Source organism: Nonomuraea sp. NPDC047529 (genome assembly GCF_040642995.1).
In the GTDB taxonomy this organism is placed as follows: Bacteria; Actinomycetota; Actinomycetes; order Streptosporangiales; family Streptosporangiaceae; genus Nonomuraea.
Genome location: NZ_JBEYTJ010000007.1, coordinates 221,214 through 234,984, shown reverse-complemented (window position 1 = coordinate 234,984; position 13,771 = coordinate 221,214). Strand labels below are relative to the sequence as shown.

Annotated in this window: 16 protein-coding genes and 1 riboswitch; of the genes, 8 read left to right on the top strand and 8 right to left on the bottom strand. The window is 70.8% G+C overall.

Translation table 11 applies throughout. The features are described from left to right. The first annotated feature begins 22 nt into the window (after window positions 1–22). Entirely contained in the window at window positions 23–370 is a 348-nt protein-coding gene (locus ABZ815_RS14220) for an antibiotic biosynthesis monooxygenase (RefSeq protein WP_357697630.1), read from the top strand. Here the strand turns inward: ABZ815_RS14220 and ABZ815_RS14215 are convergent. Next, the gene (locus tag ABZ815_RS14215) at window positions 367–963 is read right to left on the bottom strand and encodes an HD domain-containing protein (RefSeq protein WP_357697628.1); all 597 of its coding nucleotides are present in this window, start codon (window positions 961–963) and stop codon (window positions 367–369) included. The genes ABZ815_RS14220 and ABZ815_RS14215 overlap by 4 nt on opposite strands. Window positions 964–1,102: 139 nt before the next feature. Between ABZ815_RS14215 and ABZ815_RS14210 the strand changes: the two genes are divergently transcribed. Then, a complete protein-coding gene (locus ABZ815_RS14210; RefSeq protein ID WP_357697626.1) occupies window positions 1,103–2,734 on the top strand; it encodes a heparinase II/III family protein in 1,632 nt (543 codons plus the stop codon). On the opposite strand, the gene ABZ815_RS14205 is transcribed toward ABZ815_RS14210, so the two are convergent. Beyond that, window positions 2,731–3,462 carry a PIG-L family deacetylase gene (locus ABZ815_RS14205; RefSeq protein WP_357697624.1) on the bottom strand — a complete coding sequence of 244 codons (732 nt, stop codon included), beginning with the start codon at window positions 3,460–3,462 and terminating at the stop codon, window positions 2,731–2,733. The genes ABZ815_RS14210 and ABZ815_RS14205 overlap by 4 nt on opposite strands. A gap of 83 nt (window positions 3,463–3,545) precedes the next feature. On the opposite strand from ABZ815_RS14205, the gene ABZ815_RS14200 reads away from it, so the two are divergent. Genes ABZ815_RS14200 through ABZ815_RS14190 form a run of 3 tightly spaced genes read left to right on the top strand, consistent with a single transcriptional unit; the run spans window position 3,546 to window position 4,708 of the window. After that, entirely contained in the window at window positions 3,546–4,403 is an 858-nt protein-coding gene (locus tag ABZ815_RS14200; RefSeq protein WP_357697622.1) for a phosphotransferase, read from the top strand. A 42-nt stretch (window positions 4,404–4,445) separates the two neighbouring features. Next, window positions 4,446–4,586, top strand: a complete 141-nt coding sequence (locus ABZ815_RS14195) for a hypothetical protein (RefSeq protein ID WP_357697620.1) — start codon at window positions 4,446–4,448, stop codon at window positions 4,584–4,586. Then, a complete protein-coding gene (locus tag ABZ815_RS14190) occupies window positions 4,583–4,708 on the top strand; it encodes a hypothetical protein (protein ID WP_357697618.1) in 126 nt (41 codons plus the stop codon). The genes ABZ815_RS14195 and ABZ815_RS14190 overlap by 4 nt, the downstream gene beginning before the upstream one ends. 137 nt (window positions 4,709–4,845) lie before the next feature. Here the strand turns inward: ABZ815_RS14190 and cimA are convergent, their stop codons facing one another. Both cimA and ABZ815_RS14180 read right to left on the bottom strand, forming a co-directional pair. After that, window positions 4,846–6,423 carry a citramalate synthase gene (cimA, locus tag ABZ815_RS14185; protein WP_357697617.1) on the bottom strand — a complete coding sequence of 526 codons (1,578 nt, stop codon included), beginning with the start codon at window positions 6,421–6,423 and terminating at the stop codon, window positions 4,846–4,848. 195 nt (window positions 6,424–6,618) lie between these two features. Further along, entirely contained in the window at window positions 6,619–7,263 is a 645-nt protein-coding gene (locus tag ABZ815_RS14180; protein ID WP_357697615.1) for a thioredoxin domain-containing protein, read from the bottom strand. Window positions 7,264–7,397: 134 nt separating this feature from the next. On the opposite strand from ABZ815_RS14180, the gene ABZ815_RS14175 reads away from it, so the two are divergent. Then, on the top strand, window positions 7,398–8,045 hold the full coding sequence (locus ABZ815_RS14175; protein WP_357697613.1) for an O-methyltransferase: 648 nt from the start codon (window positions 7,398–7,400) through the stop codon (window positions 8,043–8,045). Between the two features lie 64 nt (window positions 8,046–8,109). Here ABZ815_RS14175 and ABZ815_RS14170 read toward each other — a convergent pair whose 3' ends face one another. After that, entirely contained in the window at window positions 8,110–9,207 is a 1,098-nt protein-coding gene (locus ABZ815_RS14170; protein WP_357697612.1) for a branched-chain amino acid aminotransferase, read from the bottom strand. 189 nt (window positions 9,208–9,396) lie between these two features. Beyond that, window positions 9,397–10,443, bottom strand: coding sequence for a 3-isopropylmalate dehydrogenase (locus ABZ815_RS14165; protein ID WP_357697610.1), 1,047 nt, complete (start codon window positions 10,441–10,443; stop codon window positions 9,397–9,399). A 99-nt stretch (window positions 10,444–10,542) separates the two neighbouring features. Further along, window positions 10,543–10,696: riboswitch (cyclic di-AMP (ydaO/yuaA leader) on the top strand. 30 nt (window positions 10,697–10,726) lie between these two features. Here ABZ815_RS14165 and ABZ815_RS14160 point away from each other — a divergent pair. Next, window positions 10,727–11,281: a C40 family peptidase gene (locus tag ABZ815_RS14160; RefSeq protein WP_357697608.1), complete on the top strand. Its 555-nt coding sequence runs from the start codon at window positions 10,727–10,729 to the stop codon at window positions 11,279–11,281. Here the strand turns inward: ABZ815_RS14160 and ABZ815_RS14155 are convergent. Further along, the gene (locus ABZ815_RS14155) at window positions 11,265–12,257 is read right to left on the bottom strand and encodes an NAD(P)-dependent alcohol dehydrogenase (protein WP_357697606.1); all 993 of its coding nucleotides are present in this window, start codon (window positions 12,255–12,257) and stop codon (window positions 11,265–11,267) included. The genes ABZ815_RS14160 and ABZ815_RS14155 overlap by 17 nt on opposite strands. A 177-nt stretch (window positions 12,258–12,434) precedes the next feature. Between ABZ815_RS14155 and ABZ815_RS14150 the strand changes: the two genes are divergently transcribed. Next, a complete protein-coding gene (locus tag ABZ815_RS14150; protein WP_357697605.1) occupies window positions 12,435–13,061 on the top strand; it encodes a DUF2306 domain-containing protein in 627 nt (208 codons plus the stop codon). Here ABZ815_RS14150 and ABZ815_RS14145 read toward each other — a convergent pair. After that, window positions 13,034–13,711: a response regulator transcription factor gene (locus ABZ815_RS14145; RefSeq protein WP_357697603.1), complete on the bottom strand. Its 678-nt coding sequence runs from the start codon at window positions 13,709–13,711 to the stop codon at window positions 13,034–13,036. The genes ABZ815_RS14150 and ABZ815_RS14145 overlap by 28 nt on opposite strands. Window positions 13,712–13,771 lie beyond the last annotated feature (60 nt).

Here is a 13,771-nt window from a genome sequence, read left to right as displayed (position 1 = left end):
CTTCGCCGAGAGGGGTCCTCCGTTGTCCATCGTGAAGATCAACGTCCTGACCGTGCCCGACGAGATGCGCGAGGAGCTGGAGAAGCGCTTCTCTGGCCGGGCCGGGATGGTGGAGTCGGCCGACGGGTTCGAGTGGTTCGAGCTGCTGCGGCCGGTCGAGGGCACCGACCAGTACCTCGTCTACACGCGCTGGCGCAGCGAGGAGGACTTCCAGACCTGGCAGCAGGGTCAGGCGTTCCAGCGCGGCCACGCCCAGGCCGCCGCGGCCGCCGGGCAGGGGCAGGGGCACGGCCACGGGCAGGGCCCGGCGGCGACGGGCTCCCAGGTGTGGAGCTTCGACGTCGTGCAGAGCGCCGGGCCCAAGGGTTAGGCGTCGAGCGGGTTGTTCGCGATCCGGTCGGCGGCCCCGTTGCGGACGAACCGGCCGGCGATGCTCGACGGCTTGCGCGCCCCCTGGTCGGCGATGCAGGCGGCGAACTCCTTGGCGATCTCCAGCCGCGGATGGCGCTCCAGAACCTCGCGCCGCACGCCGTCGGGGATGTCCTCGGTACGCCGTCCGGAGATGTCCATGCCGGTGGAGAGCTCCAGCAGGTGACCCTCCGGGTCCTCCTCCAGCGGCACCTCCTCCCACATGTGCCGGACGATCACCTCGGAGGCGCGCAGCCGGCGCTCGGGCGACCAGCCGGCCCCCGCGCAGAAGGCCCAGGCCACATGGCCGCCGGCCTCCTCGAAGGGCACGGTCTGGCTGTCGAACTCGGCGACCAGGCCGAGATCGTGCAGCATCGACGACACGTAGAGCAGCTCGGCGTCGAAGTCGATCGCCCTGCTCTGGGCGTACGCGGCGGCCCACAGGTAGGCGCGCACGGAGTGGTTGAGCAGCGAGGGCGTCTGGTAGCGCGTGGCCACCTCCAGCGCACCCCGGCAGGCCGGCGTGTCAGGGATCACGATGTCGTCGTATCTCACGGATTCAGCATGACATCCGCGCTGCCGCAGGCACCGGTGGGCATCGGGCCGTTAACGATCCGGTACGCGACTTGACCGCTTGATCGTGATTCCGAAAGCATGTCCCGCCCTCACTTCTTTGTCCGGAAGGAACCCTGGCGTGCGCCGGCTCGCGATACCTCTTGCCCTCATGCTCGCGACCAGCGGGCTGGTGAGTCCCGCGCAGGCCGCCGACAAGGTGACCCGCACCGCGCAGTGCCAGGGAGACTGGCTGCCGGGCACGCCGACGGCCGAGGACGTCATGAAGGGCGAGATCTCCCTGGTGGGGCTGCCGGCGTACAAGCTGGGCAAGAACGTCGACTGGGGGGCGAGCCCGTACCGGAACCGGTCGTGGGAGTTCGTCTTCCAGTCGCTGCGCTGGATGGGCACCCTGGTCGTGGCCTACGAGAACACCGGCGAGCAGCGTTACCTGGATCGTGCCACCGAGATCACCAAGGACTGGGTGGCGAGCAACCGGCGCGGCGCCGCCGCGACCAAGCCGTACGTGTGGAAGGACCACCCCGTCTCGCTGCGCACGCAGCCGCTGCTGTGCCTGAGCATGCACGTCAAGGAGAGCTGGCTGAAGGACAGCCTGGCCGACCACGCCAAGCTGCTGTCGGACGCGCGGTTGTACAAGAAGGGCCACAACCACGGCATCGACCAGGACATCGCCCTCATGGGCATCGGCTGCCGCTACGGCCGCTCCGACTGGTCGAACCTGGCCTCCAGGCGGCTCACCGGCACGGTCAAGCTGGACGTCGACTCTCAGGGCGCGCTCATGGAGCAGGCCCCCCGCTACGCGGTCTACGTGTACGGCCGCCTCCAGGTCGCCATGACCAACATGAAGGCCTGCGACCGCAAGGTGCCGTCCGAGATCAGCCGGCGGGCCGAGGCGCTGAAGGACTTCATCGCCCACTCCACGATGCCCAACGGCTACATGGCCCCGATCGGCGACGGCAGCGCCGAGACCGAGCCCAAGATGGAGACCGGCACCCCGAAGCAGAAGATCAAGGTCTACAAGGCCGGTTACGTCTACGGCCGGACGGCCTGGGGCAAGCCGGACTCGTCGTACTACTCGATCAGGTTCGGCCCGGGCATGAAGTTCCACGGGCACGAGGACCACCTGGGCGTCACGTACTACGCCCAGGGCCACGACATCCTCATGGACGGCGGCTTCCACTCCTACGAGAAGAGCGCCTACCGCTACTGGACGCTCTCCCCCGAGGCGCACAACGTGCCGACGGTCGAGGGGGCCCGGTTCCGGCCGCGCACCTCGTCCAAGCTGACCAAGACCTCCTACGGCAAGGACCGGCAGGCCTTCCGGCTCACGGACAAGGCCTACGGCGTGAGCCGGACGCGTGCGGTGCTGGTGAACCACGGCCAGGACCTGATGGCGGTGCTCGACACGGCCTCCGGGGGCAAGAAGGTCAGGAACCTGTGGCGGTTCGCGCCCTCGTACAAGGTCGTCTCGAACTCCGGCGGCAAGGTGGTGCTGGCCGACGGCGCCTTCAAGGTGACGCTGATGCAGTTCTCCGCGTGCCGCCGGGTCGGCGGGCAGAAGGTGGAGCGCGGCGGCAAGCTGGGCTGGGTGTCGCCCACGTACCTGGCCAAGGAGGCCACCAACGTGGTGGTGTCGCCGGCGGCCAGGTCGCTGCTGACGGTGATCGTGCCGGGCACCGACTCGCCGAAGGTGTCGTGCTCGGGCGGCAAGCTCAAGGTCGAGGGCCAGCCCCTCTCCGCCGGGCTGCTCTAGAACGCGATCCGGCGGTACCACTCGTTGGACAGCATCTGGGCGCGGGCCCGCTCCGGCAGCCCGGTCAGCATGGTCATCGACGCGCCGCGCCCGACCTCGGACTCGTGGGCGAGCATCGCCGCCCACTTGCGCTCCGACCAGCGCGACACGTCGATCGCGGCCGAGACCTGGTCGTCGGGGACCCCGGGCAGGGCCTGGCCCGGCTCCGGGTCGGCGCCGAAGACCGCCCGCCAGTGTGACGTCACGACCGAGCGCGGGACGGTCGCCAGGTAGAGCGCGTGCGGCCGCCAGGGCTCGCCCGCGTCGCGGTGGAGCTGGTCGTACCCGGCCGCCTCGACGGCGGCCAGGGTGACGCGGTGCACGTGGACGTGGTCGGGGTGGCCGTAGGCGCCGAAACCGTCGTAGGTGAGCACGACGTCGGGCCTGACGTCCCGGATGTGCTCGACCAGCAGGCCCACCGCCTCGTCGAACGGCACGTCGAGGAAGCGCGGGCGGCCGGGGGCGGACTCGGGCTTGTTCGCGTCAGCGAAGCCCAGCAGCCGGGGCTTGCCCGCGCCGAGGATGTCGAGGGCCCGTTCCAGCTCCTGCGCGCGCTGGGTGCCCTCGGCCCACGTGCAGGTGACGACGGCCGTCCGCGCGCCCTCGTCGGCGTATTTGGCGAGGGTGCCGCCCGTCCAGATCGCCTCGTCGTCGGGATGGGCGTGCACGCCCAGCACACTGAAGCTCATGGATCACCATCGTATGGAGGCCGGGCACCACTCCGGCCCCACGTAGGCTTGGGCGGAACATCCGGCGCGGAAGAAATGACCCGATGAGCGAGCCCGTACCCCCTGATCTGCTGGAGATCGCCGACGCGCTCGTGCCCGGCGCTCCTCTCGACACGGCGCGGCTGGCCCGTGGCGGGATGCACGACGTCGTCCTGGTGCCCGAAGTGGCGGCCGTGCGGGTCGGCCGGCGGCCGAGCGTGTCCGAGGCGCTGCCGCGGCGGACCGAGCTGCTGCGCGCGATCGGTGCCGCCGGGCTGCCGTTCGCCGTGCCCGAGCCGCTGACGCCGGTGACGACGTTCGGGGAGCGCGCGGCCGTGGCGGTGTCCTGGGTGCGCGGCGCCGGGCACGACGCGGGCCAGGGCGACCCGGCGCTGATCGGCGAGCTGCTCGGGGCCCTGCGCGAGCTTCCGGTCACCCCGGAGCTGCGTGCCCTGCTGCCCGCTCCGCGCGCGTACGCCGGGCCGGCGAGCTGGAGCACGATCCTCGCCGAGGAGGTGCTCCCCCGCTTCCCCGCCAGGTGGCGCGACGAGGGGCGGCGACGCCTGGACGACGCCCTGGCCCTGGAACCCGTCCCCGACGCGCTGGTCCACGGCGACCTGGTCGGCGACAACGTCCACTGGGACGAGAACGGCAAGCTGGTCGGCGTCCTCGACTGGGACCGGGCGCACCTGTTCGACCCGGCGATCGACGCGGCCTTCATGGGCTGGCACGGCTGGCACACCCTGCGCGACGCCGTCGACGCCGGCACCTACCGGCGGGCGGTCACGTGGGAGCGCGCGTTCGGGGTCAACCAGCTCGTCGCCCTCCTCGTGCTCGGCGGCGAGCCCCTGACCCTCGCGGACAGCTTCACGACCCACGTCGTCGCCTGGCTGGACGAGGACGGCGGGCCGGACCGGCTCTAGACGGCCCGCTCCCGCGCGACCGGCATGCGGATGATCGCCGCCGTGATCGGACCGGCTCCCACGGCACCGGGCCGCATGGTCAAGGCGTTCCTGGCGAGAAGCGCGGCCTCCTTGGACGCCGACTTCGCCACCGATGTCGCCGCAGCCCGCGAGGCGTTCGACGACGAGATGAGGGACACGTGACCCGACGCCTGATCCTGGACACAGGGGTGCTCATCGCAACCGCGCGCGTCGTGGTCACCATGGACGCCTCCGCCGCGTTCGACGATCTCCCCGGCGTACGGGCCGTGGTCCTTCCTCACTGACACCCGGCGGCGCCCAGCGATCCGCCACCGGGCCCGCCCGGCTCACCCCTCGCCCCGCGACCCCGACCGAGGGCCACCCCTCCAGGAGGGCGGCCCTCAGCCGCGAAGCCCGCCCGGAACGCTCGTCGCCTCGGGGGTCAGCCGCAGTCGCGGCCCGCGCGCAGCAGGCCGTACGTGACCGCCTGCTCCAGCGCCTGCCAGGAAGCGTCGATGATGTTCTCGGCCACCCCCACCGTCGCCCACTCGGCGGTGTCGTCGCTGGAGGTGATGAGGACGCGGGTGACGGCGTCCGTGCCGTGGGTGCCTTCGAGGATGCGGACCTTGTAGTCCACCAGCTCCAGCTTGGCCAGCTCCGGGTAGAGCTGCTCCAGCCCCTGCCGTACGGCCTTGTCCAGGGCGTTGACGGGGCCGTTGCCCTCACCGGTGGCGACGATGCGCTCGCCCTTGGCACGCAGCTTGACGGTGGCCTCGCTGACCAGCTCGCCGCCCTTCGTACGCTCGACGATCACCCGCCACGACTCCACCTCGAAGTGCCGGCGGCGCTCCCCCTGGACGGTGTCGCGCAGCAGCAGCTCGAACGACGCGTCCGCGGCCTCGAAGGTGAACCCCTGCGACTCCAGCTCCTTGACCCGCTCGACCAGCGTCTTGGTGTGCTCCGGCGTCAGCTCGTAGCCCAGCTCGCGGCCCTTGAGCTCGACGGAGGCGCGGCCGGCCATGTCGGAGACGAGCATGCGCATGTCGTTGCCCACGGCGGCCGGGTCGATGTGCTGGTACAGGTTGGGGTCGACCTTGATGGCGCTGGCGTGCAGCCCGGCCTTGTGCGCGAAGGCGGACATGCCGACGTAGGGGGCGTGCGAGTTGGGGGTGACGTTGGTGACCTCGGTGATCGCGTGCGCGATGCGGGTCATGTCCGCCAGCGCCTCCTGCGGGACGAGGTCGAAACCGCGCTTGAGCTGGAGGTTGGCGACGACGGTGAAGAGGTTGGCGTTGCCCGAGCGCTCGCCGTAGCCGTTGGCGCAGCCCTGGACGTGCGTGGCGCCCGCCTTGACCGCGGCGAGGGTGTTGGCGACGGCGCAGCCGGTGTCGTCGTGGCAGTGGATGCCGACGCGGGCGCTGGTCTGGACGGCCGCGTGCACGGTCTCGGCCAGCTCGTCGGGCAGCATGCCGCCGTTCGTGTCGCACAGGGCGATGACGTCGGCCCCGGCTTCGGCGGCGGTCCGCAGCACTTCGAGCGCGTAGGCTGGGTTGGACTTGTAGCCGTCGAAGAAGTGCTCGGCGTCGAGGAAGACTCGCTGTCCCTCCGCACGAAGGTGAGAGACCGTGTCGCGGATCATCGCGAGGTTCTCCTGGAGAGTCGTGCGGAGGGCCAGCTCCACGTGCCGGTCGTGGCTCTTGGCGACAAGGGTCACGACCGGCGCGCCGGATTCGCGCAATGCGGCTACCAAGGGGTCGTCGGCGGCCTTCACTCCGGCCCGGCGGGTCGCGCCGAACGCGGCGAGCTGCGCGTGCTTCAGGTCGAGCTCTGTTCGAGCGCGCCTGAAGAACTCTGTGTCCTTGGGGTTGGCGCCCGGCCAGCCCCCCTCGATGAAACCGACGCCCAGGCTGTCCAGGTGCCGCGCGATGGCGAGCTTGTCGACGACGGTGAGGTTGAGTCCTTCCTGCTGCGCGCCGTCGCGCAGAGTCGTGTCGTAGACGTGGAAGCGGTCGTCGGCCATGAGTCTCTTCTTTCGGATCCGTGTCCTGGAAAACAAAAAGACCCCTCACGGACGTGAGAGGTCTGCGCGCTGGCGGTGTCCCTGTGTCAGCCAGCGCGCCTGCCGATAATGAGCAGACTGTAGAACATGGTGCCTGCCAGTCTGCCACAGGGATTCACCATCTGGCACATCGGTCTCAACTCGTGGACACGACCTTTACACTTGCACGCCGGTGCCGCCGACGATGACGCGTTCGAGCGCCGTCGGGTCGAACACCTCGTTGCCGAGCTGCTGCCCGTTGAGCAGGACGGTCGGCGTGCCCTGGATCTGGATCTTCGCGGTCTCCGCCAGGTGCGTCTTGGCGTACGACTGCGAGGTCACGCACTCGTCCACCGAGGCGCCCGCCTTTCTGGCCGCCGCGACCAGCTCCTGCACGGTGAAGCCCGAGGCCGTGCCGTGCGGGGCGGGCTGCATCGCGTAGAGCGCGTCCCTGAAGGCCAGCCAGTTCTCCTCCGGCATGCACCGGGCGGCGGCCGCGGCCCTGATGGAGTTGGAGCGCATGGGCTCGTCCTGGAAGATCGTCACGGGGTGGAAGACGACCTTGAGCCTGCCCTCCTTGGCCAGCTTCTGGATCGTGCCGTCGACCTTGGAGTGCATCTCCTTGCAGATCGGGCAGTCGAAGTCCTCGTACACGTCGAGCACGGGCGCGTCGCTGGACCTGTCGGCCAGGACCATCGAACCGTCGAGCTGCCTGGTCAGGCGTACCGACCCGGCCGTCTCACCCGGCTCCGAGAAAGCCAGCACACCCAGCACCACCAGGGCCGCACCCGCGACCACGACCGCAATCAACCGCTTCATCATCCGCCCATTTCCCCGCTCACCGATCGCGCAGACCCTACCAACGCCAGAACCACTCTCCGGACGGCCGCCCGGCGCGGCTCCCTCATTGGTACCTGATGACGGTGAGAGAACGCTGTGAGGAGAGAATGACCTTCATGAAGGCGAACCTCCTCGACCCCGCGGTGGGCCGGTACATCCTCGACCACTCCACCCCGCCCGACTCCCTGCTGGAGGAGCTGGCACGGGAGACGGCCGAGGCGACGGGCGACCGCGCCGGCATGCAGATCTCCGCCGACCAGGGCCGGTTCCTGACCATGCTCACCCAGCTCGCGGCCCCGGCCGTGGCGGTCGAGGTGGGCACGTTCACCGGCTACTCCTCGATCTGCATCGCGCGGGGGCTGTCCGGCGGGCGGCTGCACTGCTTCGACGTGAGCGAGGAATGGACCTCGATCGCCCGGCGCTACTGGGAGAAGGCGGGCGTGACCGACCGCGTCTCGCTGACGCTCGGGCCCGCCCTGGAGACGCTGGCCGCCTTCGACGAGCCCGTCGACCTGGCCTTCCTCGACGCCGACAAGGGCAACTACCCCGGCTACTACGAGCTGCTGGTCGAGCGGCTGCGGCCGGGCGGCCTGCTGCTGGCCGACAACACGCTGCGCAGCGGGCACGTGGCCGACCCGGCGCACGCGGAGCCGACGACGGTGCAGATCCGCGAGTTCAACGACCTGGTGATCGAGGACCCGCGGGTGAGCGTGGTCGTGCTGCCGATCGCCGACGGGATCACGATGATCAGGAAGAACCACTAGCCCCCCCTTGACCACGGGATCCCGGCGGTGGCCGGCGGCTGAACGCCGGCCTCCCGGGCACGCCCTAGGCGATCTTGTGGATCCAGCCGCGGGTGTCGGGGCGGGCGCCGTACTGGATGCCGACGAGCTCCTCGCGCACCCGCATGGTCACCGGGCCCGGGGTGCCGTCGGCGATGGTCCAGGAGCGGTCGGCGCCCCTGACCGAACCCACGGGGGTCACCACGGCGGCGGTGCCGCACGCGAACACCTCGGTCAGCTCGCCGGCGGCGCAGGCGGACTCCCACTCGTCCACCGAGATCAGCCGCTCCTCGGTCTCCAGGCCGAGCTCGTCGGCCAGCTCCAGGATCGACTCGCGGGTGATGCCGGGCAGCAGGGTGCCGGTGAGCGCCGGGGTGACGAGCTTGTTGCCGAAGACGAAGAACAGGTTCATCCCGCCCATCTCCTCGACGTACTCGTGCTTGTGGGCGTCGAGCCAGACGACCTGGTCGCAGCCGTTCTCGACGGCCTGGCGCTGGGCGACGAAGGCGGCGGCGTAGTTGCCGCCGCACTTGGCGAAGCCGGTGCCGCCGGGCGCGGCGCGCGTGTACTCGGTCGACAGCCACACCGAGACGGGCTTGATGCCACCGGCGAAGTACGAGGCCGCCGGCGAGGCGATGACCATGTACTTGTAGGTCTTCGACGGGTAGTTGACGCCGAGCCCGGCCTGCGTGGCGAACATGAACGGACGCAGGTAGAGGCTGTGGCCCTCGGTGGTCGGCACCCACTCCTTGTCGGCCGAGACCAGGAGCTCCAGCGACTCCACGAACGCCTCCTCCGGCAGCTCCGGCATGGCCATGCGCTCGGCCGAGCGGTTGAAGCGGGCGGCGTTCGCGTACGGACGGAAGGCCACGATCGAGCCGGAGATCTGCCGGTACGCCTTCAGTCCCTCGAAGAGCTCCTGCGCGTAGTGGAAGACCGAGGTCGCGGGGTCGAGCAGGAGCGGCCCGTACGGCAGGAGCGCGGCGTCGTGCCACCCCTGGCCCTCGGTGTAGTCGATCGTGATCATGTGGTCGGTGAAGACCTGCCCGAACCCGGGGTTCGCCAGTACCTGCTCCCGCTCGGCCGCGGTGCGAGCGTGGTCGGAATGCTGCACGTCGAAGCTGAGCTTCTGAGCGATGGTCATGACGACGGTCCTTACTCTCTGCGAATCTACGATCCTGAAAGCTACTGCCCACGAGCAGTATTCGTACTTCCTATTGTCTTGCCATTTGGGATGGCAAGAGGCAGTTGGGATGGGTTCAACCCTCTGAACGCCAAAAAGCGCCTGGCAGTCCTCGTCGGGACCGCCAGGCGCGTACGGGGCTAGACGGTCCTAGCCGGATACTCGCGCGGAGATGTCGTCGCCGATCTCGCTGGTCGAACGGCCGGCGCGGCCGGTGACGCGCTCGGCGATGTCGGCGGCCACGGCCTGCTCGACCTTGGCGGCCTCGGCGTGCAGGCCGAGGTGGTCGAGGAGCATGCCCACGGACAGGATGGTGGCGGTCGGGTCGGCCTTGCCCTGACCGGCGATGTCGGGCGCGCTGCCGTGCACCGGCTCGAACATGCTCGGCGAGGTGCGCTCGGGGTTGATGTTGCCGCTGGCCGCCAGGCCGATGCCGCCGGCGATCGCGGCGCCGAGGTCGGTGATGATGTCGCCGAACAGGTTGTCGGTGACGATCACGTCGAAGCGCTCGGGCTGGGTGACGAAGAACATCGAGGCCGCGTCGATGTGGCTGTAGTCGGTGGTGACGTCGGGGAACTCCTCGGCCACGCGGTTGACCGTGCGCTGCCAAAGGTCGCCGGCGAAGGTGAGCACGTTCGTCTTGTGGACGAGCGTGAGCTTCTTGCGGGGCCGCGACTGCGCCTTCTGGAAGGCGTAACGCACGACGCGCTCGACGCCGTGGGCGGTGTTCAGCGACTCCTGGGTGGCGATCTCGTGCGGCGTGCCGCGCCGCATGACGCCGCCGGTGCCGGCGTAGAGGCCCTCGGTGCCCTCGCGGACGACGACCATGTCGATGTGCTCGGCGGTGGCGCCGGCCAGCGCGGTCTCGACGCCGGGGAACAGCTTGACCGGGCGCAGGTTGACGTAGTGGTCGAACTCGAACCTGAGCTTGAGCAGCAGGTCGCGCTCCAGGATGCCCGGCGGCACGCTGGGGTCGCCGACGGCGCCGAGCAGGATCGCGTCGTAGCCGCGCAGCTCTTCGAGCACCGCGTCGGGCAGCGTCTCGCCCGTGCGGTGGTAGCGGGCTGCGCCCAGGTCGTAGTGGGTGGGCTCGATCTTCGTGCCCACGGCCTCCAGGGCCTTGAGCCCTTCGGCTACGACCTCGGCACCGATGCCATCCCCGGGGATGACGGCCAGGCGGATGTTACGCGACTCCATGGGCGGTACCTTACCGGCTCGTCTCGGCTGACGAACACATCATCTCAATCTCCGGACAATCCGTTTTGGGGGGATTGCGACCTTTTGACCGTTTCGTTAGAGTCCGACGAGCCTAATCCACGCAGCCGCTGCGTGGAGCCGGGGACCCATCTTTCCCCCCGGGGCGAATCGGCACCGCTCTCAAGCACCGCCGTAGGGCTACTTCCAGGCCCGAGCCCGTCAGCTAACCCGGCCGGCCACGTGGAAGGACAGTCCCCTGTCTAGCATCGCCATTCTCCTGGCGGTGGCGGCGGGCGGAGCGGGTCTCGCGCCCGCCGCTCCCGTCGCTCCCGCCGACCCCACCCCCGCCATCACCCTCACCGGCCCCCAGGTGAAACAGGTCCAGGAACGGCACGTGCCGAAACCGGCCTGGAAGGTCGCCCTCGAATACGCCATGGACAAGCGCGGCACCCCGTACGTGTGGGGCGGCGCCAGCGAGCGGGGCTACGACTGCTCGGGCCTCATGCTCCGGGCCTACGAGGACGCCGGCATCGAGCTCCCCAGAGTCGCCGCGGATCAGTACGGCGCCTTCTCCAAGAAAATCGCCTGGAAGGACCTCAAACCAGGCGACCTGGTGTTCTTCAGCGGCCTCGGCCACGTCGGCATGATCTCCAAGCCCGGCTACATGGTCCACTCCCCCCACACCGGCGACGTGGTGAAGGAGGAACGCCTGTCGCAGTGGCGCAGGCAGGCCTTCGTCGGCGCGGTACGCCCCGACCCCAAGGGCGTCAAGCGCTGGGCCGACTACGCCCAGCTCCGCAAGGCCCCGGCCCCCGCCATGCTCACCGCGACCCTGTGACGACGACCTTCCCCGGCGAGTGTCCCTCCTCCTGGTAGCGGACGGCCGCCGGGATCTCGCCGAACGGGAAGGTCCTGTCGATGACCGGGGTGACCTCCCCCTGCTCGATCAGCCCGGTCAGCGTCAGCAGGTTCGCCCTGTTGCTCCCGCAGCGGACCACGTCCGCCCTGACGATCCGCTGCGGGACGAAGGACGCCGACGCCAGTGCGGCGAACATGTGGCCGGCCGGCTGCACCCAGCGGCCGGCCGGCCCGCCGACCAGCACGTACGTGCCCTTCCTGGTCAGCACGCGACGGCAGTCCGACAGCCGGCGGCCGCCCGCCACGTCGATGAGGAGGTCGAAGCGCCGGCCCGAGGTCGCGAAGTCCTCCTTGGTGTGGTCGACGACGTCGTCCGCGCCGAGCGAGCGGACCAGGTCCGCGTTGCGCCCGCCGCACACGCCGGTGACGTGGGCCCCCATCGACCTGGCGAGCTGCACGGCGAACGTGCCCACACCGCCGGACGCGCCGTTGACCAGCACCTTCTGGCCCGGCTGCACGCGTCCCTCGTCGCGCAGCGCGATCAGCGCGGTGTTGGCCGCCATCGGCACCGCCGCCGCCTGCTCGAACGACAGCCCCCGCGGCTTGGGGGCCACCTCGTCCTGCCGCAGGCAGACGTACTCGCCGAAGCCGCCCCGCAGGGACATCGCGTACACCTCGTCGCCGGGGCGGAACAGCGTGACGTCCTTGCCCGCCGCCTCGACCTCCCCCGCCACGTCGGCCCCGAGGACGGCGATGCTGGGCCGCAGCAGCCCGACCCCGCCGCCCATGACCCGGGCCAGGTACGGCTCTCCCCGCATGAAGTGCCAGTCATAGGGCTGCACGGACGTGGCCCGCACCCGGATCAGCACCTCGTCGTCGCGCGGCACGGGCCGCTCGACCTCGGTCAGGACGAGCTGGTCGGGCGAGCCGAACCTGCGCAGGACGTAGGCCTTCATCGTTTCCTCCCTCGTGGATGTGCCGTCAGTGTGGGCGCGACCTGCGCGGACGCTCAACGGTCGAAAGGCGACGGCTCGATGGCCGAAAGTACGACGGCCCGTCCCGCCGATGGTGCGAACAGGGAGGGGCCGTCCGCGCGATGACCCGGCACGGCCGCGGCCGTCACCCTCTTCCCCATGAGATGGATCGCACCTGCCGGGCTGCTCACGCTCAGCGTCGTCCCCCTGGTCGCCGGCGCCCTCCGGGTGACCGAGCTGGCCTCCGGCGCCGCCGTCACGGCCGACAACGCGCGGTTCTTCGCCATGCCCGTGCCGGTGCTGCTGCACATCCCGGCGTCGCTGGCGTTCTGCGTCCTCGGCACGTTCCAGTTCCAGGCCGGGTTCCGGGCCCGGCGGCCCGGGTGGCACCGGGTGGCTGGGCGGGCGCTGGTGGCGTCCGGGCTGGTCGCGGCGCTGTCAGGGCTGTGGCTGACGCTCTTCTCCGACCTCCCGGCGGGCGACGGCACGCTGCTGGCCGCCTTCCGGCTGCTGTTCGGGACGGCCATGGCCGCCTGCCTCCTGCTCGGCCTGGCCGCGATCCGGCGGCGCGACGTCGCCCGGCATCGGGCCTGGATGACGCGCGGGTACGCGATCGGGCTCGGCGCGGGCACGCAGGCGTTCACCCTGGCGTTCGGGCTGGCCGCCTTCGGGCCACCTGGCGAGCTGGGCCGGGCGCTGCTCGTCGGCGCGGGCTGGGTGATCAACCTGGCGGTGGCCGAGTCGGTCGTCCGCCGGGGTCAGGTGCGTACGCGGTCGGTCTCGTAGGCCCACATGGCGATCTCGACGCGGTTGCGCACGCCGAGCTTGGTCATCAGGCTCGCGACGTGGCTCTTGACCGTGCTGAGCGAGATGTGCAGCTCGGCGGCGATCTCGCTGTTGGTCCGGCCGCGGGCCACCGCGCGCAGGATCTCCTCCTCGCGGCCGGTGAGCGCCTCGACCGGCTGCGCGGGCGCCTCGATACGCCCGGCCCCGGCGAACGCGGCCAGCAGGCGCGCGGTCACGCTCGGGGCGATGAGCGCCTCGCCGCCGGCCGCCGCGGTCACCGCCTGGGCGAGCAGCGCGGGGCCGGCGTCCTTGAGCAGGAAGCCCCTGGCTCCGGCGCGGAGGGCGGCGTAGACGTACTCGTCGAGGTCGAAGGTGGTGATCACGACCACCGCCATGGGGTCGGCGACGTCGGGCCCGGCCAGCTGCCGGGTGGCCGCGATGCCATCGAGGCCGGGCATGCGGATGTCGAACAGGCACACGTCGGGACGCAGGCGGCGGGCCAGCTCGACGGCCCGCCTGCCGTCGCCGGCCTCGCCGACAACCTCGATGCCGGGCTGGGCGTCGAGGATCATCCTGAGCCCGGTGCGGGCGATCTCCTGGTCGTCGGCGACGAGCACCCGGATGGCCCCCGCCTCCCGCTGCTCGGTCACGCGGGCTTCCCCTGGTCGGTCACGCGGCCTCCCGTCGGTCGGTCATGCGGCTTCCCCTGC

Coding starts and splice junctions, on each gene's coding strand:
- ABZ815_RS14205 (WP_357697624.1), bottom strand. CDS start 3,462: ATGAGCTTCAGTGTGCTGGGCGTGCACGCCCATCCCGACGACGAGGCG.
- ABZ815_RS14200 (WP_357697622.1), top strand. CDS start 3,546: ATGAGCGAGCCCGTACCCCCTGATCTGCTGGAGATCGCCGACGCGCTC.
- cimA (WP_357697617.1), bottom strand. CDS start 6,423: ATGGCCGACGACCGCTTCCACGTCTACGACACGACTCTGCGCGACGGC.
- ABZ815_RS14180 (WP_357697615.1), bottom strand. CDS start 7,263: ATGATGAAGCGGTTGATTGCGGTCGTGGTCGCGGGTGCGGCCCTGGTG.
- ABZ815_RS14175 (WP_357697613.1), top strand. CDS start 7,398: ATGAAGGCGAACCTCCTCGACCCCGCGGTGGGCCGGTACATCCTCGAC.
- ABZ815_RS14170 (WP_357697612.1), bottom strand. CDS start 9,207: ATGACCATCGCTCAGAAGCTCAGCTTCGACGTGCAGCATTCCGACCAC.
- ABZ815_RS14165 (WP_357697610.1), bottom strand. CDS start 10,443: ATGGAGTCGCGTAACATCCGCCTGGCCGTCATCCCCGGGGATGGCATC.
- ABZ815_RS14155 (WP_357697606.1), bottom strand. CDS start 12,257: ATGAAGGCCTACGTCCTGCGCAGGTTCGGCTCGCCCGACCAGCTCGTC.
- ABZ815_RS14150 (WP_357697605.1), top strand. CDS start 12,435: ATGAGATGGATCGCACCTGCCGGGCTGCTCACGCTCAGCGTCGTCCCC.